22 protein-coding genes and 8 pseudogenes are annotated in these 22,941 nt (G+C 68.4%); 12 read left to right on the top strand and 18 right to left on the bottom strand.

Going from position 1 to position 22,941, the window contains the following annotated elements; all coding sequences use genetic code 11:
* Positions 1-3 precede the first annotated feature (3 nt).
* A complete protein-coding gene (locus tag OG978_RS43350; RefSeq protein ID WP_326770594.1) occupies positions 4-423 on the top strand; it encodes a MerR family transcriptional regulator in 420 nt (139 codons plus the stop codon).
* Positions 424-603: 180 nt separating this feature from the next.
* On the opposite strand, the gene yidD is transcribed toward OG978_RS43350, so the two are convergent.
* Positions 604-1,035, bottom strand: coding sequence for a membrane protein insertion efficiency factor YidD (gene yidD / locus OG978_RS43345; RefSeq protein ID WP_326770593.1), 432 nt, complete (start codon positions 1,033-1,035; stop codon positions 604-606).
* A gap of 146 nt (positions 1,036-1,181) precedes the next feature.
* On the opposite strand from yidD, the pseudogene OG978_RS43340 reads away from it, so the two are divergent.
* Positions 1,182-1,520 (top strand): annotated as a pseudogene (locus OG978_RS43340) (MarR family transcriptional regulator); the annotation flags it as partial.
* A gap of 225 nt (positions 1,521-1,745) precedes the next feature.
* On the opposite strand, the gene OG978_RS43335 reads toward OG978_RS43340, so the two are convergent.
* Positions 1,746-2,126 (bottom strand): hypothetical protein, encoded by a 381-nt coding sequence (locus tag OG978_RS43335; RefSeq protein ID WP_326770592.1) that lies wholly within the window; start codon positions 2,124-2,126, stop codon positions 1,746-1,748.
* A gap of 99 nt (positions 2,127-2,225) precedes the next feature.
* Here OG978_RS43335 and sigJ point away from each other — a divergent pair, with 99 nt between their 5' ends.
* The 3 genes and pseudogenes from sigJ to OG978_RS43320 form a co-directional block, all read left to right on the top strand.
* Positions 2,226-3,164: an RNA polymerase sigma factor SigJ gene (gene sigJ / locus OG978_RS43330; protein WP_326770591.1), complete on the top strand. Its 939-nt coding sequence runs from the start codon at positions 2,226-2,228 to the stop codon at positions 3,162-3,164.
* A gap of 422 nt (positions 3,165-3,586) precedes the next feature.
* A complete protein-coding gene (locus OG978_RS43325) occupies positions 3,587-3,985 on the top strand; it encodes a VOC family protein (RefSeq protein ID WP_326770590.1) in 399 nt (132 codons plus the stop codon).
* 67 nt (positions 3,986-4,052) lie between these two features.
* Positions 4,053-4,383: pseudogene (locus OG978_RS43320) on the top strand (antibiotic acetyltransferase); the annotation flags it as partial.
* Between the two features lie 340 nt (positions 4,384-4,723).
* Here the strand turns inward: OG978_RS43320 and OG978_RS43315 are convergent.
* From OG978_RS43315 to OG978_RS43305, 3 genes are all read right to left on the bottom strand, one after another.
* Positions 4,724-5,734, bottom strand: coding sequence for a GNAT family N-acetyltransferase (locus OG978_RS43315; RefSeq protein WP_326770589.1), 1,011 nt, complete (start codon positions 5,732-5,734; stop codon positions 4,724-4,726).
* Positions 5,735-6,266: 532 nt separating this feature from the next.
* Positions 6,267-6,590: a hypothetical protein gene (locus OG978_RS43310; RefSeq protein ID WP_326770588.1), complete on the bottom strand. Its 324-nt coding sequence runs from the start codon at positions 6,588-6,590 to the stop codon at positions 6,267-6,269.
* A gap of 139 nt (positions 6,591-6,729) precedes the next feature.
* Complete coding sequence (locus OG978_RS43305; protein WP_326770587.1) at positions 6,730-7,113, bottom strand: hypothetical protein; 384 nt, start codon at positions 7,111-7,113, stop codon at positions 6,730-6,732.
* 232 nt (positions 7,114-7,345) lie between these two features.
* Here OG978_RS43305 and OG978_RS43300 point away from each other — a divergent pair.
* Positions 7,346-7,748 (top strand): annotated as a pseudogene (locus tag OG978_RS43300) (transposase); the annotation flags it as partial.
* Here the strand turns inward: OG978_RS43300 and OG978_RS43295 are convergent.
* Together OG978_RS43295 and OG978_RS43290 are read right to left on the bottom strand one after the other, a co-directional pair.
* Positions 7,749-8,093, bottom strand: a complete 345-nt coding sequence (locus OG978_RS43295; RefSeq protein WP_326770586.1) for a hypothetical protein — start codon at positions 8,091-8,093, stop codon at positions 7,749-7,751. It lies immediately after the preceding pseudogene.
* A gap of 98 nt (positions 8,094-8,191) precedes the next feature.
* Positions 8,192-8,341: a hypothetical protein gene (locus OG978_RS43290; RefSeq protein ID WP_326770585.1), complete on the bottom strand. Its 150-nt coding sequence runs from the start codon at positions 8,339-8,341 to the stop codon at positions 8,192-8,194.
* A gap of 109 nt (positions 8,342-8,450) precedes the next feature.
* On the opposite strand from OG978_RS43290, the pseudogene OG978_RS43285 reads away from it, so the two are divergent.
* Positions 8,451-8,591 (top strand): annotated as a pseudogene (locus OG978_RS43285) (IS630 family transposase); the annotation flags it as partial.
* Here the strand turns inward: OG978_RS43285 and OG978_RS43280 are convergent.
* A pseudogene (locus tag OG978_RS43280) lies at positions 8,563-9,685 on the bottom strand (FAD-dependent oxidoreductase). The pseudogenes OG978_RS43285 and OG978_RS43280 sit on opposite strands and share 29 nt — an antisense overlap.
* Positions 9,686-10,073: 388 nt before the next feature.
* Between OG978_RS43280 and OG978_RS43275 the strand changes: the two are divergent.
* Positions 10,074-10,565 carry a hypothetical protein gene (locus OG978_RS43275; RefSeq protein WP_326770584.1) on the top strand — a complete coding sequence of 164 codons (492 nt, stop codon included), beginning with the start codon at positions 10,074-10,076 and terminating at the stop codon, positions 10,563-10,565.
* 162 nt (positions 10,566-10,727) lie between these two features.
* On the opposite strand, the pseudogene OG978_RS43270 reads toward OG978_RS43275, so the two are convergent.
* The 3 genes and pseudogenes from OG978_RS43270 to OG978_RS43255 all read right to left on the bottom strand — a co-directional run.
* Positions 10,728-11,159: pseudogene (locus tag OG978_RS43270) on the bottom strand (alpha/beta fold hydrolase); the annotation flags it as partial.
* A gap of 110 nt (positions 11,160-11,269) precedes the next feature.
* Positions 11,270-11,392, bottom strand: a pseudogene (locus tag OG978_RS43260) (Tn3 family transposase); the annotation flags it as partial.
* A 26-nt stretch (positions 11,393-11,418) separates the two neighbouring features.
* Complete coding sequence (locus tag OG978_RS43255) at positions 11,419-12,354, bottom strand: LysR family transcriptional regulator (protein WP_326770582.1); 936 nt, start codon at positions 12,352-12,354, stop codon at positions 11,419-11,421.
* Positions 12,355-12,489: 135 nt separating this feature from the next.
* Here OG978_RS43255 and OG978_RS43250 point away from each other — a divergent pair, with 135 nt between their 5' ends.
* Together OG978_RS43250 and OG978_RS43245 are read left to right on the top strand one after the other, a co-directional pair.
* Positions 12,490-13,734 carry an MFS transporter gene (locus OG978_RS43250; RefSeq protein WP_326770581.1) on the top strand — a complete coding sequence of 415 codons (1,245 nt, stop codon included), beginning with the start codon at positions 12,490-12,492 and terminating at the stop codon, positions 13,732-13,734.
* 257 nt (positions 13,735-13,991) lie between these two features.
* Positions 13,992-14,459, top strand: coding sequence for a hypothetical protein (locus OG978_RS43245; protein WP_326770580.1), 468 nt, complete (start codon positions 13,992-13,994; stop codon positions 14,457-14,459).
* Between the two features lie 620 nt (positions 14,460-15,079).
* On the opposite strand, the gene OG978_RS43240 is transcribed toward OG978_RS43245, so the two are convergent.
* The 4 genes and pseudogenes from OG978_RS43240 to OG978_RS43225 form a co-directional block, all read right to left on the bottom strand.
* Positions 15,080-15,793, bottom strand: a complete 714-nt coding sequence (locus OG978_RS43240) for a 2-phosphosulfolactate phosphatase (RefSeq protein WP_326770579.1) — start codon at positions 15,791-15,793, stop codon at positions 15,080-15,082.
* Between the two features lie 217 nt (positions 15,794-16,010).
* Positions 16,011-16,157: pseudogene (locus OG978_RS43235) on the bottom strand (IS5/IS1182 family transposase); the annotation flags it as partial.
* A gap of 136 nt (positions 16,158-16,293) precedes the next feature.
* Entirely contained in the window at positions 16,294-16,941 is a 648-nt protein-coding gene (locus OG978_RS43230) for a LysE family translocator (protein WP_326770578.1), read from the bottom strand.
* Positions 16,942-17,072: 131 nt separating this feature from the next.
* A complete protein-coding gene (locus tag OG978_RS43225) occupies positions 17,073-17,864 on the bottom strand; it encodes an MBL fold metallo-hydrolase (RefSeq protein WP_326770577.1) in 792 nt (263 codons plus the stop codon).
* A 112-nt stretch (positions 17,865-17,976) separates the two neighbouring features.
* Between OG978_RS43225 and OG978_RS43220 the strand changes: the two genes are divergently transcribed.
* Positions 17,977-18,579, top strand: a complete 603-nt coding sequence (locus tag OG978_RS43220) for a CGNR zinc finger domain-containing protein (protein ID WP_326770576.1) — start codon at positions 17,977-17,979, stop codon at positions 18,577-18,579.
* A gap of 162 nt (positions 18,580-18,741) precedes the next feature.
* Here the strand turns inward: OG978_RS43220 and OG978_RS43215 are convergent, their stop codons facing one another.
* Positions 18,742-19,233, bottom strand: a complete 492-nt coding sequence (locus tag OG978_RS43215; RefSeq protein WP_326770575.1) for a hypothetical protein — start codon at positions 19,231-19,233, stop codon at positions 18,742-18,744.
* Positions 19,234-19,506: 273 nt separating this feature from the next.
* Between OG978_RS43215 and OG978_RS43210 the strand changes: the two genes are divergently transcribed.
* Positions 19,507-20,043, top strand: a complete 537-nt coding sequence (locus OG978_RS43210) for a hypothetical protein (RefSeq protein WP_326770574.1) — start codon at positions 19,507-19,509, stop codon at positions 20,041-20,043.
* A gap of 488 nt (positions 20,044-20,531) precedes the next feature.
* On the opposite strand, the gene OG978_RS43205 is transcribed toward OG978_RS43210, so the two are convergent.
* The gene (locus OG978_RS43205) at positions 20,532-21,143 is read right to left on the bottom strand and encodes a L,D-transpeptidase family protein (protein ID WP_326770573.1); all 612 of its coding nucleotides are present in this window, start codon (positions 21,141-21,143) and stop codon (positions 20,532-20,534) included.
* Between the two features lie 478 nt (positions 21,144-21,621).
* The gene (locus OG978_RS43200) at positions 21,622-22,845 is read right to left on the bottom strand and encodes an alpha/beta fold hydrolase (RefSeq protein ID WP_326770572.1); all 1,224 of its coding nucleotides are present in this window, start codon (positions 22,843-22,845) and stop codon (positions 21,622-21,624) included.
* Positions 22,846-22,941: the final 96 nt, after the last annotated feature.

The raw sequence follows: 22,941 nt of genomic DNA, 5'->3' as shown, positions 1-22,941 counted from the left end.
GGCATGGGCAAGCATGCGGGTGATCTGTCGATCGGGGAGGTCGCCGAAGCGACCGGATTGAGCGTGCACGCTCTGCGGTTCTTCGAACGCGAGGGCCTCTTCCTCCGGCCGATCCCCCGTTCCGGCGGCGGGCAGCGGGTCTACGAACTCGCAGACGTGGAGTGGCTCCTGCTGTGCAACCGGCTCCGCGCGTCGGGCATGCCCATCGTCATGCTGAAGGAGTTCGCCCGGCTCGTCCGGTCGGGCCCGGGCAATGAAGCGGAACGTCTGGCGCTGCTGCGGGAACATGAGCAGGCCGTACGGGCCAAAATCTCCGACTTGAACGCCGACCTGAAGGTCATCCACGGCAAGGTCGTCGCCTACGAGAGGCACGTCCGCGACGGGACCGCTGCCGGGGTCTGGTCGCCGACACCGTCTCGCTGATTCATCCGACTCCTCGCTCCTGGGCGGCGAGCGCGGCGGCCGGCGTTCGGCGTTCGGCGGTCGGCGTTCGGCGTTCGGCGGTTCCAGGGAGTCGCCGCGCAACTTCCTGGGATCGGCCCACCCGCTGGCGGTGACATGCGGGACACCCCTTGGTCAGGCCCCTTCTCACATCCCGTCCCGTCAGCCGGGCACCGGGTCGTGGAACCCCCGCCGTCGGGCAGCTCCCGGCCGGCACCGCAGAAGGCGCCCCAGAACCAGCCGGCCACCACGCAACGCACCATGCCGGTGCAGCGCCTTGACGGCGTACGTGGAGCAGCTCGGCGTGTACGGGCAGCACGCGGGCAGCAGTGGACTGGCCTTCGTCCGGTAACGCCGGACGACCTCATACAGCGCGCCCGCCGCCCGGCCGACCGGGCGGGGCGCCGCCGGATCATCACCAGCGGGCCTCAAGGGCCCTGCCGCCCGGGGCAGGACAACCAGGAGGAGGGAGACGAGCCACATGTCGGGGCAGCACGTACGGCCCCAGAAGCAGCTGTCGGCGCACGCGTCGCCGCAGTTCTCCTTCCGGCTGCCGTCCCTTCCGTCCCTGCTGTCCTTGCGCCGTCCTGCCATTTGACCTCCCTCTGCTCCGACTTTGCCATGATTCTACGGAGCGATCACCCACTTGCCCTCAACCACACTTGAGGTCTTACGGTCTCCGCATGACCTGCACGGTGCGCAGGCTCCACTCCGCACCGAAGCACCAAGAGGGACACCCCATGACGACCCAGCAGCTGTCCGATGCCGAACTCGCCGGACAACCCGCCGCATACTGGACCGGTGTCGCCTACGCGGCGCTCATCGCGTACACCCGGGCCCGGCAGGTCGAAAAGGGCTGTGCCCAGCCCCAGTTCTGGCTGCTGCGCAACCTGTCGGAGAACGACATCTCGCCCGACGGCGAGGGGAGGACCCTCCCCGAGCTCCGGGAGGCCATGAACTCCGATATCCGGCCCGAAGACGACCTGGCGGCGGAGGCCGAAGTGCTCGTGGAGCGCGGCTGGTTGGCCCGGGACGCCGAGAACAAGCTGTGGCTCACCGAGGAGGGGGAACAGGCCCGCGGCCACGAGCCCGGCCCCCGTCGCGGCTGACGGTTCACGGAGTCTTCCCCGCTGGTCGACATCGGCTCGTGCCGCGCGGGCGGCGATGGTCCGGGGAATCGGCCATGCGTTGGAGCAACGGCTCGATCCGTGCCCACTGGGCATCAGTCAACAACGCACCCGGACCGACGATCAGATGATTCGCAAGAAGCGGTCTGGCTGATCCCGGCGGCCCCGTACCGGACCTCAGCGCCGGGCCAGCGCCAGCACACTCAGACCGAACATCAGGACACCCAGGGGGAGATGGACCGACGGGACGTGCGCGATGCCGAGCACGACCTGGACCGAGGCGAGTACGAGGAAACCTGACGCATGCCAGACAGGCCGGGGTGAGCCGCCGCCCGGCTTCCACGCCAGCACCGCCGCGAGCACGTACAGCATCGAGGCCCCGTACATCACACGGGCTCCGACACTGTGCAACGTCTCTCCGTAGGACGAGGTCAGCAGCAGTCCGGCGGAGACCGCCTGAAGGAAGATGGTCAGGGTCTGCAGGGCGATCGCGACCTGCAGGAACGAGGATCTGCGCTGTGCGCTCGCCGTCGCCGTCGCCGTCACCTGAGTGGCCATGTCACAGTCCCCTTTTCCGCCCTCGGGCAGTGGATCGATAAGGTCTCACCAGCCCGACGACGCGGGCCTGCGAAAGGTAAGGCGGGGGCGGCCGGAAGCATGGGGACTGTCGGGACCAGCACAGATGAGATAGCCGGCGAGCGACGCCAACTGATCAATGTCGCTTACCGGTTGCTCGGTTCGGTGACCGAGGCCGAGGACGCCGTACAGGACGCCTACGCACGCTGGTACGGGCTGTCACGGAGCCGACGGGAGGAAATCCTGTCCCCCGGCGCCTGGCTGACGACGGTGACCAGCCGCATCTGCCTGGACCTGCTCGGCTCGGCGCGGGCCCGCCGTGAACGCTATGTCGGCGCGTGGCTGCCCGAGCCGCTGCCCGACCGCGCAGAGTGGGACCTTGCGGGCGGCGCCGGCCCCACCGGCCCTGCAGACCAGATCGTCATGGACGAGTCGGTGGCCATGGCCTTCCTTGTCGTCCTGGAGTCGATGACGCCCGCGGAGCGGGTGGCGTTCGTCCTGCACGACGTCTTCCGGTACCCGTTCGCCGAGATTGCCGGCGTTCTCGGCCGCACCCCTGCAGCCTGCAAGCAGTTGGCGGCCTCCGCCCGGCGGCGGGTGGACGTCGCGCGCGCTCCGGTGCCGACGACCGGCCGGACCGACGTGGTGAGGCGCGTCAAAGAGGCCTGGGAGACCAAGGACATCGCGGCCCTCGTCGGTCTCCTCGACCCGGCTGCCGTGATGACCGCCGACGGCGGCGGCATGGTCGGCACCGTCCTGCGCCCGGTCGAGGGCAGCGCGCGCATCGCCCAGTACATGGTCGCCATTGCCGATAAGGCTCCGGGGCTCGAACTCCTGGAGCGGTCGGTCAACGGTGTGCCGGGCCTGGTGGCCCAGCGTGCCGGCGTCGTCATGACCGTGGCCTCGTTCGACGTCTCCGACGGGCGCGTCACCCGGATCTGGGCGGTCCGCAACCCGGAGAAGCTGCGGCCGTGGGCACGGGAGGGCCAGGGTCTTTCGTCTGGATCGAGCCCGGCCTGATCCAGACGAAAGACCCACACACCGGCCTCGGTCCACTCGGCCGGACGGCGCAGGCAGGTCATACCCGAGCCAAGCCGAGTCCCTGCGGCTGGTGTTCCCAGGAGATCCCGGTGTGCGAAGAGGAGAGTCCATGCCCGAGCTCAACCGCACCGCAGCCTCCGCCCTCACCGTCGACCTCGGGCGAGGCCCTGACCGGGTCCGACGGCCATAGCTCCGCACCGAGCCCTGCGTCGCGTCGCCGTGACGGGCGGCTGCTCGCCCGGATGGCAGCCGCCCGCGGCCCGGCGCATTGCCCCGCCCGTCCACAGCCTGCCGCGCCGCGGCGGCTACTGAGCCACACCCACAACCACACCGACGACCACGCCCGACCGCCTCGCCGACTTGGTGGCGACGGGCTCCCCGAAGCCATGAGGAGAACCGTCTTGCAGATCACCGCGTCCACCGTCTCGCTCACCGTCGACGACGTCGCCGCGTCCCAGCGGTTCTTCACCACCCACCTCGGCTACGGCGAGCAGGCCGCCGCCGATGGATTCGCCTCCCTGTCACGCGACGACGCCGCAGTGGACATCGTCCTGCTCGCACGCGGCACCGAGGTGCTGCCGGCCGACCAGCGCGACCAGCACGCCTCCGGCCTGATCCTCGCCTTCACGAGCACCGGCATCGAGAACGAGGAGAAGCGGCTGCGCGCCGAGGGTGTCGAGATCACCATGCCGCTGCGCGAGGAGCCCTGGGGTGAACGCCTCTTCCAGGTCACCGACCCCAACGGCGTGATCGTCCAATTCGTCGAGTGGGTCGCCCCGTCCGGACACGAGAACGCCTGACACCCCACCGCGTCAGGTAAACCCGGGCCCTGGCTCGGCAACACACGGCCCGGACCGTGTGCGACATCCCGCAACCCGGACGGACTTCGAGCACCGGAATGTGCTCTACGCCAACGGGCCGGAGCGTTTTGATCACCGGCAGGTATTGCGCGATCGCCTCGGGAACCAGGTTCCTGATGGCCGGTGCCGAGCATCCGGCGATGGGTGTGTCCACGTTCCCGTTCACCATGTTCGGCGGCCGGTGGGCCGAGCAGACCCTGGACATCGTCACCGCCATGCCCAGCCGCGGCGACACGGTCGTCGGCAACGACATCTGGTTCGGCTACCAGGCAACCGTCATGCCCGGCGTACGGATCGGCGACGGCGCCATCATCGCGGCCGGCGCGATGGTCACCGCCAAGGGGCTGCCCACCCCGGAGACGATCGAGATCCGCCCGATCCTCGAATCCGCCTGAACAGGGTCGGTGACTGGCCCGGTGCCGCGGCGTCGGTGCCCACGGAATCGATCACCGCGGCATCGTGCGTCAGGCGCGGGTGTCGACTCCGCAGGTGATCTCACGGCTGTCGTACGTCATGTTTGTTGTGTCCGTCCTCGCGAGTCCGTTCCGGGGGTGGCACGCACCAGCCGGGCAGGTGGACAAGACAGTGACAGGGCGTCTGGACCAAGCTCCCAGGAAGTCACAAGCGCCTCTCCGGCGGCGTGCGTGGTGACGCCGCCGGCAAGTCGACAAATCTCGATCACGGGCCGGCATGTCCAGCCACTACCGGTGCTTCCACCAGCAGTCTTCCGGAAAGCGGCCGGTATCCGAGCAATCGGTTCACCGCTGTCATGGGCAGGTTCTCCTGGTTGACGGTCGAGACGACGGCACGGACTCCAGGGAAGTGCTCGTGGAACCGGATGGCTTGTTCAGCCTTGATCCATCGAGCCAGTCCTTGTCGTCGATGCTCGGGGAGGACGGCGGTGTCGTGCTGGTCTGCCACGGGGCCGCCGCTCGCCGGGACGGTGGCCACTGTGGCAGCGACGACCTCGCCGGAGGCCGAGTGCACGGCAGCGCTCACCAACAGTTGCTCACCACCTGTGATCATCGTCGCCTCCCATGCGCGTACCGCAGCGGTATCCCACGTCCGGGACGACATCTGCAGCGCGGCGCCCGGGGCATCCAGCACATGGCCCATCACCCGCCCGAAAGAGGCAGCCAGCTGCTCGGGCGCCGGTCCGATCCAGTGCACCAGCCGGTAGGCGGAAGGCCGGCGCGCCACCAGTTCCCGGCAGCGTGCCAGCACCCACTCCTGGTCGAGCCGCTGTTCTTGAAGTTCCAGGCGCAGCACGACGCGTAGACCGGGAACGGTGCGAGCGAAGGACTCTCCGGTGGCACCAGCCAGCACCGTGCTTTGCAGCCGGTCCATCCCGGCCTCATCAGCAGTCCGCATGGCTTCGAAGAGCAGCGCGGAGCCGATGCCGTTACGGCGGGTCGACGGCGCAACGAACAAGCGGAGGAAACCAGTACCTGGCTGGTGCGGCTGCGACCGCAACTGCGCGACCCCGCTGACCGCGTCGCCGGAACCGGCGCGAGCGGCCCAGCGCATCGCCGGTGGCTCCTCAGCCAGGAGCCGCTCGGCCAGAGCAGATTGCGGGACCGTGCTTCCGGACGAATCCCTGTAGCCGTCGCTGAACACCGCACACCAGGCAGCGAGATCAACTGCGGCCGCGTGCCGCGGCAGGAAAGGCTCCACCGTCACCATGGTCATCACAGCACTCTGTCACGGAGCAGGTCCATTCGCAGAGGACTTCCGGCAAGCACAGAGATGCGCAGACTCACCGCCTTGTCCGTCGACGCACTCCTTGCTCTGGTGTGCGTCATCGCGGCCGGAACCGCGACGCGGTGGTCGAGGTCCGGCTGGTGTCCCCTGCCCTGCGGGGGGGCGGTTATCGGCGCGGTACGTCGAGCGCGTCCCTGACACATTGGGTGAAGAGAGACGAGTCTCCTGAGCGGTTTCGACTTCAAGCCGTTGAATGCGCTTGGTTCTTGAAGGGTTTCTTGAAAGGGTTCTTGAAGGCTCTGCGGGGTCCGGGCAGTCCCGCAGCGCGATCTTCTGCCGATCACGGCCGTACCACCGTCGCCGACGGGCAAGTCGGCCAGTTCATCGAGCTGGGCGGCGAGGTCGCGCGCACATCCTCGCCCTCGATCGCGACTCCGGTGCTTCAAGCGTGATTTTTCAGCGCTTTCCAGGAAGCGTTGTTGCCCTGGAGCATCACTCCACCCACCCGTTCCTGCATTATCTACTTATCAAAAACAAACAAAATGTGGTCATCATCCAAGTACGTGATATCAACCTCACAGCCTTTCTGTACCTTTGATGAGTAAAAGGCGGGAATGGTATCCCTTCCTTCCACATGTCTGGTTACGCCGCCCTCGCACCACGAAAGCCGGTATTTTATGTTGGCGCTCCCGCCATCGTTTGAGCTGATGTAACGAACATCCTCCACCAGGGCCCGAAGATCCCGCCCCTGCGACCGGATCCTATGGTCGCGGTTAAAAAGATGAACGATATAGGCAATGCTGCCCACGACGAGAATAACGGAAATAATGACAGCAAACTTCATGGATGCACCCCTCGCATAAACATTTTTGCACCGTAGGCCGATGTCATCATTTGCCCGCACTGCACCATCGTATTTGCAAATGACGCCCGTCCCTCGTCGGCCGCAGTGGCACTGAAGGAGGAGAATTCCGTAACGACTTTCAGCGCCATGGAATCAAAAGCACACGGGGAAGCAGACTCTGCCGGGTGGGTACCGAACCGCTCTTCGCAGGTCGCCGTCCACTCGTAGAGCGGATTTGGGATGAAGTGGCAGAAGGCTCGCACGGCCAGTACGAGCGGATAGTCGAGCGCTTCAGGTCCCGCAGTGAGCGCAGGTCACCGAGCCACTCGTCGACCATCGCCAGCGTCCGGTGCCAGGGATAGGTGTTCACGTAGGCGGAGAACGCCTTGACCGTGCTCTCCCGGCCCTCCACGGTCGTCCGGGCCGGATTCCGAGCGAGCTGCCGGTTGGCGAACCCAGTCAGCATCGCCGCGAAGACCTGCTCTTCCGGCCGCGGCAACGCGACCCCGTCGACCAGGTGCAACCTCGCAGCCCCTGGTATCGATCCGCTGAACCCCACCGCTTCACCACTCTCCGTGACTCGCATCAGATGCCAGGAAATCGCATCCTATGCGAGTCGCCCGAAGGACCCCATCGGCCGGTACGTCATCACCACCTTCGTCAAGGGCACCAACATGGGCCCCTACGAAGCCGCCCGCCACATCCCCGGCGTGAGGTTCTGTCCGGCGGATCACATGACCGCCTCGCGTTGGACGGTCACACCGGGCCGGTGGGGTGACAGCCCGCAGTTTGGTCCCCGTCCTCGAACGCATCCGGGTCAAGCGCCCCGGCGGTGGCCATCCGCGCACCCGCCCTGAGCACCTGGGCGGCGACAAGGCCTACAGCTCTCGCCGCAACCGCCGCTACCTACGCAGGCGCCAGATCAAGCACACCATCCCGGAGCCGAAGGACCAGCGGGCCAACCGCCAGCGCCGCGGCAGCCGAGGAGGTAGGCCCGCCGGCTTCGACAAGGGCATGTACAAGCGCCGGAACGAGATCGAGCGCACGATCAACCGACTGAAGCACTCCCGAGCCGTGGCCACGCGCTGTGACAAGTGCGCGTATGTCTTCCACCGCACGGTCACCGTGGCCTCGATCCACCTCTGGCTCAGGCTGTGATCAGCCTGAGCCAAGAGCGTCTGCCTGCCTCGTCAGGTCTGTGGCGATGTCGTCCCAGTCCGGTCCGTGCAGCCACAGGTTCTCGGCAGCCTCTCGCATCAGCGCCGGTTCGTCCGGTCGCTGCAATAGCACCAGTCGATAGGACAGGTTGCGGACCCAGACCGGCAGGCGGCCATCAACTCTGTGCGGGCACAGCTCACGCAGCATGGCGAGGATCGAATCCGCGTCGGCGAAGGTCAACTCCTCGACGAAGTAGTGTTCTCGGTGTTCGAGGCCACACTCCTGCGTGGGTCGGTACTCATCTCCGTAGAGACACCGGGCATGCGCCGTCAAGGTGCTGTGCATGTCCTGGAGCCTACGACGCCTTGATCCGCCGGACAGAACACCCAGCGTTGTGCGGGTGAGGGGTCCGCCCGGATCAACGCCCGGGCGGACCATGGCCGTTACCCCTTCGAGGCGGCCTCCCGGATCAGCGGCTCGAACTCCCGTCGCACACAGGTGTCGAACGGCTCCGTCAGCGCGCCGTCGATCACCCGCCGCACCCGGTGCTCCGCCGCGAACTCCTTGATCGCTGCGCGGGAGTCCGGCTCCACAACCCGCCAATGATCAGCACCCCGAACTTCTCAGTCGCCAACAGCTTCCGGGCCTCCTCGTCGGTGCTCACTCCCTCCGCGTCAAATACCGTCCGCGTGCAGCGTGGACATCAAGCGATGGCTGCTGGCGCATCCACGGTTCCACCTGTACTTCACGCCGACCAGCGCGTCCTGGCTGAACCTGGTCGAGCGGTGGTTCGCCGAGCTCACCCAGAAGAAGCTCAAGCGCGGCGTCCACCGCTCCGTCCGTGGGCCGTGTTGTCGTCGGAGTCGATCCCGTGGACCTCGGCACCTTCAAATGTGGCGGCCTCGGCGCTGCGGGGGAACATGGACTGCTCGTACTCGGTGAGCGCGGCCTCGATGTCGTCGGGGTGCGCGGCGAGGGCCTTGCCGAGTTCAGCGCCGTCGAGCATGGCCAGGTTGGCGCCTTCGCCGTTCGGGGGCGCGAGATGGGCGGCGTCGCCGAGCAGGGTCACCCCCGGCACCCGGTCCCACCGGTGCCCGGTCGGCAGAGCGTAGAGGGGGCGCAGGACCGGCGCGATGTCGGCGTCGGTGATCAGCGCGGTGAGCTCCGGCGCCCAGCCGTCGAACTCTTGCGCGATCCGCGCGGTGGCCGCGGCGGCATCGGCGAAATCGATGGCGGCGAACCAGTCCTGCGGCTCGGACAGCCCCACGTAGGCGTGCAGAGTGTCGCCGCTTTCCCGGTGAGCGAAGATCTCCCTGCCCGGCGTGGGCACGATCATCGACCCGCCGCCGACCGCTTTCGCGGCGGCTGGGTGCCGAGTGTCGGCGTCGAACAGGTAGGTCTCGACGACCGATTTGCCGACGTACTCGGGTGTGGCGGTGGAGAGCAGCGGCCGGACCCGTGACCACGCGCCGTCCGCACCGACCAGCAGGCTGGTGACGACGGTGCTGCCGTCAGCGAAGGCTGCCTCGTGGCGGCTGCCGCCGAGGGGGCGGACGCCGGTGACCTTGTGGCCCCACCGGACGGTCCCGGCCGGGAGCGAGTCGAGCAGGATCTGGCGCAGCTCGCCGCGCATTACCTCGGGGCGTCCGCCCTTACCGTCGTCGGCCATCTCGAGCTGGACGGTCCCGTCCTTGTCGAGGACCCGCATCGCCTCGCGGCCCTCCAGGACGATGGCGTGGAAATTGTCCATCAAGCCGGGCCGCCGCGAGGGCGAGTTGCCCGTTGTAGTCGTGGATGTCGAGCATCCCGCCCTGCGTGCGCGCCCTCGGGGAGGACTCGGCCTCGTAGATCGTGGCCGGGATGCCGTGAACGTGCAGGACGCGGGCCAGTGTGAGGCCGCCGAGCCCGGCGCCGGTGATCGTGACAGGGGTGTGCATGGTGGCTCCTTCGGGATCAGGCCGCCCGGCGAACTCCGGCCGGCCGTCTCTGGAAAGGTGCCAAGCCCCGCCGACGAGCCGCCGACATGGACCAACAGCCCCCGATAGACGACCGACACCGCACATCGGCCCCGGCACCTACCCGGAATGGCGTTCAGCTCGACGTCCAGGTATCGGGTGTTCCACAGAACCACGGCGTCGAGGACCGGGCCGAGGACGGCGTGCCGATCCTCCTGGCCCTCGCGGTAACTACTCGGACCCGGTGCTCTTTCGGCCCGGCCCGAAACACATGGATCCCGTCGGCCGCTCGGCAGCATGCTCACTTCAGCGTCGACGCCGCACCCCGGCACCGGCGGACATCAACAGCAACGAGAAACGGGGAAGACCCATGGCACAGTCAGGCATGTTCAAGCGGACGCTTGTCGCCTCCGGCGCGGCAGTCCTGCTGTCGGCCGGCGCACTCGGTGCGACGTCGGCACTCGCCGACAGCTCCGGATCCCGGGCAGGTGGTGCTGCCACCGTCGTCCAGGCGGAGACGAAGGCGGAGACGAAGGCGGCGGGCACTCCGGATGGCTACGGCTGGGACGCGTACATCAAGAACCACCGCTACGCCACCGTGGTCTGGGACGACTACACCTCCAACGGTGCGGACGTGGACAGTCTCACCATCGATGACGCGAACCTCGACGCCCGCTCTTCAGAGCTGAGGGTCTACAAGAGCAAGACCGGCAAGCTGTGGAAGAAGGTCCACGTCTACAACGGCAAGACCGCGACGATCGACGTGAACATCAAGAAGGGCAAGAAGATCTACTTCAAGGTGTGCGGCTACAACGACGGCGCCAAGAAGGGCTGCACCGGCAGGGGCTACTTCCGCGAGTAACAGGTCTGCGGAGATATGCACGAGGCATGCCTGACGCGCTTCGTGCATATCTCCGCAGCAGGCCCACCAGGGATGGACCGGGACTCACGCCCGATGCCGCTGGGCACGGCGTTCGCGGAGTACGGGCGGATCGCCCAGTCCCTGCACCTGCTGCGGGTGGTCGATCCGGTCGGTGCGGTTCACGAAGTGCGGGTCGGACTCGGCCTGCGTCGGCATGGTGTCGGCGGACAGGGCCGCGTAGAAGCCCGCGAGCCAGCCCCGGACGTCGGGCTCGATCTCGGCCTCGGCACGGCCGGGCTCCTGGAAGTACGAGACGTAGAACTCCTGGTCGCCGCCCATCTGCGCGAAGACATCGGTGGGGCGGGGCCCGCCGGGCGGGGCGTAGGGGACGCTCAGCAGCCCGACGGCACGGAAGACCTCGGAGTGGAGCAGCGCGGAGGTCGCCGCGATGTTCGAGCCCCAGTCGTGCCCGATGATCACCGCTGTCTCCTCGCCCAGGGCGCGCACGAGCGCGACGTTGTCCTCCACCAGGGCGAGCATCCGGTACGCGTCCGTCGCGGTCGGCTTGGAGGAGCGGCCGTAGCCGCGCACGTCGGGAGTCGCCGTGGGCGACGGTGGCGAGCTCCTCGGCACCGCCGACAGCGTCCGCAATCACCGCGGGGGCGCCTCGCACATCGCGAGTGCCGGCTTCATGGTGGATCCCTGGTGCGGACGGGGACGACGAAGCGCAGGCCGTCGACGGAGGCGAGCAGGCCCTTGCCCCAGTGCTGGTCGATGGGCACCTGGTCCTGGGCCTGGGCCTTGATCAGGGCGGCGTTCGCCGCGGCGACGATGGTCGAGGACGCGGCGGCGTTCAGCGCGGAATCACCCACCCCGGCACCCAGGTCCCGGCGGCGTCGTGGCCGGCTGCTGTGGCGGCGAGGTGGGCGCGGAGAGTGGCCAGCGCCGGGTGGGGGTTGTCGCGGTGCCAGAGGAGCGAGTGCGGGTAGACGGGCGTCGGGTCGGTCACCGGGATGCGGCGCAGGCCGTGGCCGGCGGGCCAGACGAGCCGGGTCTGCTCGCCCATGAAGGTGGCCAGGGCCGGGGTGTCGGCGATGGTGTCGAGGAGCGCGTCGGAGCCGAAGTTGGGGCCGGTCGCCTCGATGGTGAGGCCGAACTCGGCGACGAGATCCTCGTAGTAGGCGGCCCACTCGGTACCGGGAACGATGCCGGGCATCCAGATCCGGTGCCCGGCGAGCTGAGCGAGGGGCACCGACCGGGCGCCCGCCAGCGCGTGGGCGGGGCCGGTGAGGAGCTGGAGCGGCTCGTCGAGCACCCGGACGGACTCGATGTCCTCGGGAAAGGGCCGGCCAGGCGCGGCGACGGCGCGGAAGGACGCGTCGATCGCACCGGACCGGATGGCGGCGACGGCCGTCTCGATTTCGAAGAGCATCATCACGTCGAGCTCGATGTCGGGGTGTGCGCGGTGGAAGCCGCGCATCAGGCCCGACTGCGCGCCGCGCGAGGCGATCACGTCGACGCGCAGCGGACGGCGGCCGGTGCGCACGGACGCGACCGCGCGCTCGGCGACGCGCAGCAGTTCGCGCGCGTGGGGCAGGAACGCCTGCCCGTCGATGGTGAGCTCGGCGCCGCGCGGGGTGCGGGTGAACAGCCGCACCCCGAGGTTGCGCTCCAGTGCGGCGATGCGCTTGGAGACAGCCTGCTGGGTGACCGCCAGCTCGGCGGCGGCCTCCTGGAACTGCCCCGCGTCGGCGGCGGCGACGAAAGTCCTGACGGTGTCGAGGTCCATGCCGGACACCCTATGGGTACAACCGTTGGTTGTGGCCAGGTGGTCCTGCGGTTGTTTGATCCCCGGGTGCGGTGCTCGCTTTGATGCTTCCGATCGCGGATCGGTTGTGCAGGTGAGTGGCAAGGGGCGTCGGGCATGAGAAGCGGGCACCGGTTGGGGCGGCGGTTCGGGTGGCTCTGGGGAGCGTACGCGACCAGCGCGCTCGGCACATGGCTCGCCTTCGGCGCGTTCCCGCTGATCGCCATCGGTGCGCTGCACGCCGGACCGGCCGAGGTCGCCACGCTCGCCTCCGTGGGGGCTGCGGTGGGCGCGGCCGTGGCGGTGCCGCTCGGCCCGTGGGTGGAGTTCCGCCGCAAGCGGCCGGTGCTGATCACGATGGACCTGGTGCGGTTCGCGGCGCTGCTGACCATCCCCGCCGCGTTCGCGCTCGGCGTCCTCACGTTTCTTCAGCTTCTGCTGGTCTCGGTCGTCGTCGCGGCGGCCGACATCACCTTCCGCGCCGCCTCCGGCGCGTACCTGAAGACACTGCTGTCGGCCGAGGACCTGCTCGTCGCCAACGCCCGATTCGAGTCCACCGCCTGGACGACCACGATCATCGGACCGCCCCTGGGCGGCGCGGCGATAGGGCTCCTCGGTCCGGTGGCGACGGTGGTGGCCGACGCGGTCAGCTACCTGCTCTCGGCCCTGGGTATCCGCGCAACGGGCGGGCACGAGCCGCGGCCCGAGCGCTGGGAGGCCCCGCGCATGAGGGCCGGGGACCTCCTCGACGGCTGGCGGTACATCCTCGCCGACGCGACGCTGCGCCCGCTGTTCTTCAACACCGCCTTGTTCAACGCCCTGGTGATGGCCGCCCAGCCGCTGCTGGCCGTCCTGATGCTCAGCCAACTCGGGTTCGCACCATGGCAGTACGGCCTCGCCTTCGCCGCGCCCTCGATCGGCGGACTGCTCGGTTCGCGACTGGCCCGGCCGCTCGTCACCCGGTTCGGGCAGCATCAGGTGCTCATCGTGGCCGGGAGGCTGCGCGCGATCTGGCCCGTCGGCCTGGCCTTCCTGGGGCCGGGCACCGGAGGACTGCTGCTGGTGGTCGGCGTCGAGCTCGGACTCATCTTCTGCTGCGGGGTCTTCAACCCCGTCTACGCCACCTACCGCCTCGAACGCACCGCGACCGACCGGGTCACCCGCACACTGTCCGCATGGGCGGTGACGACCAAGGCCACGACCGCGCTCCTGACAGCCGTCTGGGGCGTGCTGGGCAGCCTGCTCGGCCCGCGTACGGCCATCGGCCTGGCCGGCGTGCTCCTGCTGGCGACCCCACTGCTGCTCCCCCGACAGGACCACATGCCACAGCACGAGCCGGAACTGCCCCGTAGCCACACATGACACACCACAACTCGTCACTGAAGCCCGCAGGCCGGGACTGCGAGGCCCTGCTCGGCCGCGTGGAAGGGGCCATCGCCGACGTTCGCGCCATCGATAGAAATACGGCCTCTCGGCCGCTCCTTCACCCGCACCCTGGCCGAAGGAGACCGAACTCTGACTTTGTCACAGCAGCGCAACCGCCTCGCACGGCTGGGCAGTTGTTCCGACCTGCTGGATACGGTGCCACCGGAATCACTGGCAAATCAGGAAGGATTTTCATGAGGCTCAAGCGTGCGGGCCGGTTCGGTACCACCGGCGCGTTGGTCGCCGCGGCGCTCGGCGCGTCGATCGTCATCACCCCGTCGCCGGCATCCGCAGCAAGCGAGTGGAAGTGCTACGGCACCGCGGTCAAGCGCTGCGCCACCGTCTGGTGGGACGAGACCGCCGACACCTACCGAGCACGGGCGAAGATCACCGATGTCGCCGGTGGCGGCAGCTACCAGGTCAAGGTCACCAACGTGAAGCTTCAGCGCTTTACCAGCACGGGTAGCTGGGTGACGCTGCGCACCGCGAAGGATTACGACGGCTGGCACGGCACCGAGGACCTGGCCGGCACCAGCACCGTCAACCCGTGTAACTGGCCACAGTCGAGCTTCAGCGTGGTGGCGACGTTCAGTTGGAAGGGTGCGGCCTCCGGCGAGAAGACCTGGCGTCCCAACACCTCATGGGCCCTTCTCTGCAGCTGACTCGCCGAATGCGTCCGTCCCGCGCTGACCGGTGCGGGGCGGACATGATTGCCCAGGATCGGAAGGACAACAGCTGCAGAGCGCAGCTGACGCCCTGGGGCGTGATGGCGACCGTGGCGGGCTGCTCCCACCGCTGTCCCGAGACTGCACAGGTGACTGATCACCGTGGTTGGCCAGTCCGAGCATCGCAGTCGGCCGTTTGATCACGCAGCGGTGGGCCTCAATTCCCGGCCCGAAGTCAGGCCCGTCTCAACGTCACTGCTCGCCGACCGGGGGCCGAACCCGCCCGGTCAGCCTGTGTGAACATGTTCTCGCCGCCGGGCGTGAGAAGGCGGTACCGGGCGGCAACCTGAGCACCCCTGTCATGGGCACGGGTGTTCAGCGGGACGAAGCCCGGAGTGAGGGCCGGCCGCGTTCGGTACTACGACGTGGGCAGAACCGTCCGCCGGGAACCGCGCTCATCGCCGTGCAACGGTTGAGAAGTTGAAGACCCTCGGGAACAAGCGGCCAAAGATCGCGGGACAACCTCAGTCGACGGATCGAGTAGGAGTTGCCCGGGCAGGCCTGAGCACCTCCGGCGCCAAAGCGAACTCCTGCCGCGGGGCCTTCGGCTGTTCCGCTCATGCCGGTCTCCGGGCCGAGGCGTCGTCGGCCGGCGAAGGCACGGCGCACGGACGCAGGACCATGAGCGAGTCTTCCAAGGCCGCCACCATGGCAAAGGGAAACCGGTCGAGCTCAATACAGAGTGCAACGTCATCAGGATGGACTCCTTGACGCACTCCCTCCGCCAGCTCGGCGGCGGCGCGCGACTCGGCAGCGCGGCGAAGGAACCCAGCAGCATCCGTCCCAGCCTCGGTGGCTCTCCGAGCGATGTATTGAGCGCACGCCAGATCTTCATCGGCCTGCCCATCCTCGCCAGTGACCACGAACGTGACACTGTCACTCTTGCGTGTCCGCAAGAGCCGAGCCGTTGCCTCCGCCACTACGAAGCCGGCGCACAGCACCAGCGACGCCTCCTTGACCGCAAGGGCGCCGACCGTCCCTGCCGTGGTCTTCTGCACAACGGTCCGTCCGCCAAGATCAACAGACCGCAGCAGGCCCGGCGAGTTGACCATGTCGAACCCGGGCGCGGGCGGCCCGTCCTTGATCGCCACCCGATCCGGGTGGCGAGCCTTGAGCGCCAGAGCGTCGTCCAGCGACTCAGCAAGAATGATCTTTTCCGCCCCCTGGGCAAAGGCCCAGGCAGCCACGGTGAAAGCACGCATGACGTCGACCACGACCGCCACGGACGGGGCCTCGACCAGATCAGGGATGCCAACGAAACGAGTGTCCATTCCGGTCATGATCGCGTACGCCTGACCCGGAGCCGCCGGAGAGTGGTCCACATCATATCCACGGTCTCGGAATGCAACACCTTCGACTGCCTGCGTCGCAGAGGTGGTCCGCGACAACACGCCTGCTCAATCACCGCACCGGGTCACCCGCACACGGCCTCTGCGGGCACAAGCCATTGCTACATCACGCACCTGACCGAGTTCGGTTGTCCGGCCCGGAGGAGTAGGCCTTGTCGGCCAGGACCACCTCGGGCCGGGCGCGGGGCCGCCCCCGCACCCGCAGCACCCGCAGCCCGGCCATGACACGGGCGAAGGCGGGTGCGTCACCTGCCTGCCCGGCGGTGAGACGGAAAGCCGGCGGACGGCAGCGGCACCGCCGATCTTCATCTCACAACCGTGGCCACCCCTGGTTGCGGCTCCAGCCGGTGGCGAGGTCAGCGCGCGGGTGGAACCGGGCCGAACCCGCCGCCGGCTGACCCGGTCGCCCCTCTGGTGCGGGATCAGTCCTTGCGTCCTGTCGCGGCGATGGTGACACCGAGGCCGATCATCGTGAGCCCGCCGACTCCTCCGACCAGGGAGAGCCTCTGAGGTGAGCGGGCGAACCAATCCCGTCCGGTTGCCGCGATCAGTCCCCACAGGCTGTCGGAGGCCACTGCGATGATGTTGAAGACCAGCCCGAGCACCAGCATCTGAACCACGACGTGTCCTTGAGCGCGGTCGACGAACTGCGGCAGCACGGCAGCGAAGAACACAATGGTCTTGGGGTTGGCCACGCCGACGGCGAACCCCTCCCACAACGTACGCATGCCGCCCTGCGCGGACTTGTCAGCAGTGAACGCGGACTGCAGCGAGCCACGTTGCCGCCACGCCTTGACGCCCAGATACACCAAATAGGCAGCACCGGCCAGTTTCAGCACCGTGAAGACAAGCACGGAGCGCTCCACGACCGACCCGATGCCGAGAGCCACGGCCACGGTGAGCACATAGGCGCCCAACGTGTTCCCCAGGACCGTCGTCAGCGCGGCGCGCCGCCCCTGCGCCAACGCCCGCCCGATCACGAACAGCACACTGGGCCCTGGAATCACGATCAGCAGGAATGACATAGCCGCGAAGGCAAGCAAGCGCTCAACAGACACCATGACGCCCATGTAAGCACGGGCCTGGTTCGCCCTTCAGCCCCTTTTCAACGTGCAGAGCCCCAGGGCCCCAAACCGTGGCCCAGCTCTCCGCACCGCGGGTTGGCCGCACAACTGTTGAGCGACATCGATTCACACCCGGGTCAGCCCCGGTGACCCCAGTCCAGGCGGTCGGCCAGCCCCGCGGCGGTGAACGCGGCAGCCAGGTCGTCACGGCCCTCGGTGAAGTGGGCCCAACTGTCGTAGTGGACGGGCACCACGCGGCGGGCGCCGAGAAGCTGGGCGGCTTCGGCGGCCTGGGCGCTGTCGAGGACGATGCACTGACCGTCGAAGAGGACGGGGAAGCGGGGTGCGCCCGCGAAGAGGACGGCGGTGTCCACGGGGCCGAACCGTTCGGCGATCTGCTTGACCAGGTCGAGCGAGGCGTTGTCGCCACTGACGTAGACGGTGGGCAGGCCGACACCGGTCAGGACGAAGCCGACGACCTCGCCGACGAACGGTTCGACCTCCTCGCGTACCCCGGGCCCATGAACGGCCGGCACGCCGGTCACAGTGATCGTGCCGCCGCCCGGGCGGTCCAGCTCGATGGACTCCCAGTCGGCCAGGCCCTTGACCTTGTCCGCGAGGCGCTTCTCGCCACCGGGGGTGGTGAGGGTGAGCGGGACATCGGCGAGCAGGGCGCGTCCGGAGTCGTCGAGGTTGTCGGCGTGCTCGTCATGGGAGAGCAGGACCACGTCGACGCGGCCGAGGTCAGCCGGGCTGCCCACGGAGGGCGCGGTCTTGGTCAGGACCGGGCCGCCCGGCGCCTGGAAGTCGCCGGGGCCGTCGAAGGTCGGGTCGGTGAGAAAGCGCAGGCCGCCGTACTCGAAGAGGGCGGTCGGGCCGCCGAAGACGCGGACGGGGAACTGCTCGGACACTGCGGTGGGGGAAGGCATGAGAAACGCACCTCACGGATAGTTGCGGTTGAACCGTGAGGTCACCATAACCAGACCTCACGGATAAACTCAAACCAAACCGTGAGAGTCATGGATGAATGGAGCTTGTACCATGAGGGTCATGGAAGAGATCGCGCCCCCCGAATCCGGCCTGCCACCCGCACCGGGCGCGGAGCAGTACCCGGCTCTCGCTCTCGCCAACAGCGCCATCGCGCTGCCCGGCGGGCACTACATCGACCAGCTCGGGACGCCCGCAGCGGCGAACGAGTGGCTGACCGAACGCGGTCTCGCCCCGGTCGAGATCGGGATGCGGGAGATGTGCGCGACGCAGCTGCGCTCCCTGCGCGAGCAGATCAGGGCACTGTTCGCCTCCCGCGTCGACGGGCTGCCCGCCCTCCCCGCCGCCCTGGGCGCCGTCAATGACGCGCTGATCAGAGTTCCCACCGCCCCACTGCTGCAGTGGGATGACAAGACCGGCCCCTACCGCGCCGCCCCGCACCCCACCACGCAGATCGTCGACCACGCGCTCGCGACCCTCGCCGCCGACGCCGCCGACCTGCTCACCTCCCCCGACGCCGAACGCCTCATCGCCTGCGGCTCCCCGCCCTGCAACCGCTACCTGCTCCGGCACGGCCGCCGCCACTGGTGCTCCACCCGCTGCGGCGACCGAGCCCGCGCCGCCCGCGCCTACGCCCGACGCGGCAGCACCTCCTGATCAGCAAGATGGTCAAGCACGGCGCGGGTTTCGCTACCGAGTCGAGTGGCGTTCCACTCGCGCCACAGGGCCTGATCTGCCCCGCGACCGCGACCGGGCCCGGTCGCGGAACCAGACACCCGTCCCCACCAGCACCGCCACACCCACCCCGTACAGAGGTAGTCACATCGTCGTCGTGGCCGCCAGGCAGTCGGCAACGGCCTCACGGGCCTGGTCCTCCTGCGCGAACGCCAGGGCCGCACCGTCGCTGCCGGCCAGGTTCCCCAGCGCGGCCTCCGCCTGAAGGGCCTGGTACCTGCCCAGCAGCTCGCAGTCGCCGCGCGTGCCCGGCATCGGAAACAGCCAGGCCTGGCGCTGCAGCAGGGGGGCGAGTGCGATGGCCACACACAGGCCGACGACCAGCGCGTACGCGACCAGGCCGCGCATGTACGCCGAGCGGATGCCCGGCGCCCACTCCGCCCGTCGTTGGAAGGCGAACATCACCGCCAGGAGTGTCACCCCGATGAACGTGGCGAACCACTGCCACGAGCCCTGGGCGAGTGCGAACGTCAGCACCGCGGCGAGCCCGATGCCGATGACCCCGGGAGCGGGAATGAATTCGCCTGCTACTGCGGACGCAGGCCTCTGGGTCACTCGGGGGCTGGGATCGCTCACAGACCTCTCCTGCGCAGGGAGCCATCAGCATCCCCCGCCGGGCGTCGGGGCTCCGAGCGCCATGCCGTACGGGCCGGGCGCCCCGCCCGGATGGCCCGCGACGGACGGCGTGGGCGACCGCGTTCGTCGGCGCGGGGCTCACGGCGCTGCGCCGCCCCGCAGGAACGATCCGATCCCGCTGTCCGGTAACACCGAACATTGACGCAGGGCACCCCCATCAGCGACTACCGTACGAACATGCCGCGTTGCCCACGGTCACCCAAGGAGGATCCTGTGTCATCACCCTGCGACCCCGCGTACGCTCCTGCCGGCGATGTGGGTGTAGCGCTCATGGCGATCGACTCTCGGCTCAAAGCCATCTACGACGGCCAGGCCGGGGCCAACTCCGAACAGCAGCAATTGATGGACCAATTCACCGCGTCACTGGGCCCCGAGGAAGCCAATGACGTGGTGGACGGCGCGTGCACGCTCATCTACATGTTCATGCAGTGGCTGCGGATGACCTACGAAGAGCACGACAAGGACGTCATCGAGTACGTGGTGCCCGGCTTCGTGGCCTCGATGCGCATGATGCCCAAGAGCATCCGTCCCGAAGTGATCCCCACCATGGTCGGCCTGGTCGTCGCGGCCGGCACTGGTCTGAGCCCCAGCCTGTGGCGCAAGCAGTACGGAGACTGGACCGGGGACGAGATGAATCCGCTGGAAGCCACAGCCTTGCTGCTCGCGGAGCACATCAACCGGCTCACCGGCGACCGCGACTTCGCCGCCCGCATGGTCACCGAGGCTCTGTCCGCAGCGAACCAGGACTGACGCGCAGAACCCCTCCCGGAGCCTGCACCGCTTCATGAGCACCGAGCGCACCCGCCTGCGCGACTCGCTGGTCAGCATGCTGCCGAGCTGATGGGGAGTCGTGGCAAGGGCGAGTGACACGCTGTCCATGAGCAGCGTGGGAGGACGACAGTGCCGACCCGTCCCGTACGTTGCCGGGGCTGCTCCCACCGTTGTGCGCATTGCGGACCCGCCGCGGATCCTGTCATGGCTGCGGCATACGGTGCTGGTGTGACTTCCGCCCAGCGCCCCCATGCACAGCCGGACAAGGACGAGGACGGCGTACTTCTGCCGAGGTTGCGGCTCAAGGACGTGGTGCTGCGCGGTGTGCTGTTCGGCGCCGGTGAGGGCGAGGCCGGTGCCCATGCCGCTCCCGTCGGTGGCCGTCCAGGCCCCGCAAGCAACACGTGGTGCCCGGGAGGACACCTCGACGGGCCTCCCGGGCACCACGGACAGAGCACTGACGCGGGTCAGTTCACCACGTACAGCTTCTTCGGCCAGCCGAGGCGGTCCAGGCGCTTGAACAGGTCCTTGATGTTGGTCGGGTTGAGCTTGATGCAGCCGTTGGAGTAGTAGTCGTTGGGGCCGCTGTTCGTCCACCGCTCGGACTCGCGGGTGCCCTGCTTGCCGTTCGGCTTCATCTCGCTGTGGATGAACAGCTCGGTGCGCTTGGTGCCGTTGTAGCACTTGCGGTCAGAGATCTTGATGACGAAGCCGTTGATGATGCCGTCGAAGTTCTTGCGGTGCCACTGGACGGCGTACGGCTTGCTCGCCCCAGCGTTGGGCAGCCAGCCCTTGCCGACGGCGCAGGTGTTCTTGACCTGGCCCGAGCCCGCCTTGTACGTCTTGATCACCTTGTCCCGGCCGGGAGTGCGCTTGACCAGCTCGAGGCGGGAGTTGGTGACCGAACCCTTGTTGAAGCGCAGGTAATAGGCGTCGGTCGTCCGGGCGGACGCCTGGGTGGACGCCTGGGTCTCGGTGCGCGCCTGCGCCGGGGCGGCCGTGGTGGCGCTCAGGCCACCGACGAAGACGGCGGCGAGCGCGAGGGGGATGATGCGTGCGGACCGTGCGTTCTTTCGCATGAGAACACTCCTGTGTGGCGTGTGGCTGTACGTGACTGTTTCGCCGGCAGCACCGACCCTGCTGGCCGGGGGCGCCGTCCGGCAAGGGATGCCCGGTGTCCCGGACAGTCCGTTGCTGTCCTGGCTGGTCACCGCCACTTCCCGGACAAAGGTCCGGGCCGCGACAGAGCCTTGCTGCCTGTCGGACGGAGGGGCAAGGACGGCGCCATGGACAACCACGGAGGGTGTCGAGCCCAAACGTGCGCACAGCATCGAGCAGTTCGTCGGCATGATGGAGCGGCTACCGTCAACTCGAAGAACGCGCCGAACGGAACGGGTGGGTCCTTCCGCGCAGTGATGGACAACCTGCAGCAGCGGTGGGCCGGCTCCGGGATCACTCCGGTAGTTCCTGGAAGCGACCGCGGGCCCGACATGCTCCGTCAGCCGTGATGCCCCTCTGCCCCTTTGCGGACGGAGGGGCAGAGGGGCATCACCGAGGTCAGCAGGTGCTCGATGCGGCCCTGCCGGCGAAGCGGTCCGCGAGCCAGGGAAGGCCCTCGGCGCTGGTGCCCTCGGTTGCGGCGATGTGGCCGGGGATGTAGTTGCCGGCGAACCTCACCGTCGTGCCCCGGCGGCACCAGTCGGCGGCCAGGTTCTTGCCGACCTGTTGGGGGACGACATCGTCCAGGGCGCTGTGGGAGAGCAGGACAGGCACCGCAGGCTTGCGCTTGCCGAGCTGCTGTTCGGCCACGATCGTGTCCCACGGGGCGCGCTTGAGGCGCTCGGTCAGCGGGCGCCCGTCCACGGTCAGGAAACGCGAGTTCAGGAAGGGGTACTTGGCGAGCGCCTGCGTCGTGCACAGGTTGTCCCGCAGGTCGTTCGTCACGCGTTTACCGAGGGCGTTCAGGTACGGGTCGATGTCGATGCCGTACGCGGTGGAGAGGCCGGAGAGGGCGTAGTTGAAGAACGCCCCGTAGGCGGAGCCGTCCATGCTGTCGGCCACCTTGTTCATGTCCGCGGGCGGAGCGCCGACGACGGCGCCCTTGATCTTCAGTTCGGGCACGTAGGTCGGGGCCAGTTCGGCGGCGGACGCCGTCGCACCACCGCCCTGGGAGTAGCCGTAGAGCGCGACCGGCCCGGCGTCCGGGAGATCCACGGCATTCAGACGCTGGGCCGCCCGGACGGAATCCAGGACGGCGCGGCCCTGCGCCTCGCGGTCCATGTACGTGTGGATGCCGGGTGTGCCCAGCCCTTGATAGTCGGTCACCACCACGGCATAGCCCTGGTCGAGGAGCTTCTTGATGGGCAGCGCCTCGTACTCGGTGCCGTCGGCCAGCTGGCGGGAGGGGGCACACTTGTCCGCCAGGCCCTGGGTACCGGGGGCGAAGGCGACGATCGGACGTTGGCCGTACTGGGAAGTCCTGGGGTTCAGCACGGTGCCGGTGACGACGATGGCCTTCCCGGCGCGATCGGTGGTGCGGTACATGATCCGGTGCACGCTCGCATTGACCTTGATCGCCTTGAGCGGATCCAGGTAGAAGACGCCGGGCTCCGAGCTGAGCACGTCGCCGTGCTCGGCGGGCAGGCTCGTCGGCCGTTGCGGTGAGAGCAACCGGTCGGCGGCGGCCGCCTCGCCGGAGGACGCGGTGAAGGTGAGCGCGGCGGAGGCTGTGGCGGTGAGTGCTGCCACGGCACGCTTGCCCAGGACACGACGACAAAGCACGAGGGCTCCTCGGTCGGGGGATCAGGAAGATCCACTAACTATCCGAGGCGCGGCATCCAACTGTGCAGATACGCTGAAGTGTCGTATTTGTGGCCT

Source organism: Streptomyces sp. NBC_01591, assembly GCF_035918155.1.
In the GTDB taxonomy this organism is placed as follows: Bacteria; Actinomycetota; Actinomycetes; order Streptomycetales; family Streptomycetaceae; genus Streptomyces.
The sequence above is the reverse complement of the archived record's forward strand: the minus strand, read 5'-3'. Positions and strand labels throughout refer to the sequence as shown.

What these genes read in the sequence shown, in the direction of transcription:
- OG978_RS43350 (WP_326770594.1), top strand. Translation starts at nt 4, where the DNA reads ATGGGCAAGCATGCGGGTGATCTGTCGATCGGGGAGGTCGCCGAAGCG.
- yidD (WP_326770593.1), bottom strand. Translation starts at nt 1,035, where the DNA reads ATGGCAGGACGGCGCAAGGACAGCAGGGACGGAAGGGACGGCAGCCGG.
- OG978_RS43335 (WP_326770592.1), bottom strand. Translation starts at nt 2,126, where the DNA reads ATGGCCACTCAGGTGACGGCGACGGCGACGGCGAGCGCACAGCGCAGA.
- sigJ (WP_326770591.1), top strand. Translation starts at nt 2,226, where the DNA reads ATGGGGACTGTCGGGACCAGCACAGATGAGATAGCCGGCGAGCGACGC.
- OG978_RS43315 (WP_326770589.1), bottom strand. Translation starts at nt 5,734, where the DNA reads ATGACCATGGTGACGGTGGAGCCTTTCCTGCCGCGGCACGCGGCCGCA.
- OG978_RS43310 (WP_326770588.1), bottom strand. Translation starts at nt 6,590, where the DNA reads ATGAAGTTTGCTGTCATTATTTCCGTTATTCTCGTCGTGGGCAGCATT.
- OG978_RS43295 (WP_326770586.1), bottom strand. Translation starts at nt 8,093, where the DNA reads ATGCACAGCACCTTGACGGCGCATGCCCGGTGTCTCTACGGAGATGAG.
- OG978_RS43275 (WP_326770584.1), top strand. Translation starts at nt 10,074, where the DNA reads ATGGCACAGTCAGGCATGTTCAAGCGGACGCTTGTCGCCTCCGGCGCG.
- OG978_RS43255 (WP_326770582.1), bottom strand. Translation starts at nt 12,354, where the DNA reads ATGGACCTCGACACCGTCAGGACTTTCGTCGCCGCCGCCGACGCGGGG.
- OG978_RS43250 (WP_326770581.1), top strand. Translation starts at nt 12,490, where the DNA reads ATGAGAAGCGGGCACCGGTTGGGGCGGCGGTTCGGGTGGCTCTGGGGA.
- OG978_RS43245 (WP_326770580.1), top strand. Translation starts at nt 13,992, where the DNA reads ATGAGGCTCAAGCGTGCGGGCCGGTTCGGTACCACCGGCGCGTTGGTC.
- OG978_RS43240 (WP_326770579.1), bottom strand. Translation starts at nt 15,793, where the DNA reads ATGGACACTCGTTTCGTTGGCATCCCTGATCTGGTCGAGGCCCCGTCC.
- OG978_RS43230 (WP_326770578.1), bottom strand. Translation starts at nt 16,941, where the DNA reads ATGGGCGTCATGGTGTCTGTTGAGCGCTTGCTTGCCTTCGCGGCTATG.
- OG978_RS43225 (WP_326770577.1), bottom strand. Translation starts at nt 17,864, where the DNA reads ATGCCTTCCCCCACCGCAGTGTCCGAGCAGTTCCCCGTCCGCGTCTTC.
- OG978_RS43220 (WP_326770576.1), top strand. Translation starts at nt 17,977, where the DNA reads ATGAGGGTCATGGAAGAGATCGCGCCCCCCGAATCCGGCCTGCCACCC.
- OG978_RS43205 (WP_326770573.1), bottom strand. Translation starts at nt 21,143, where the DNA reads ATGCGAAAGAACGCACGGTCCGCACGCATCATCCCCCTCGCGCTCGCC.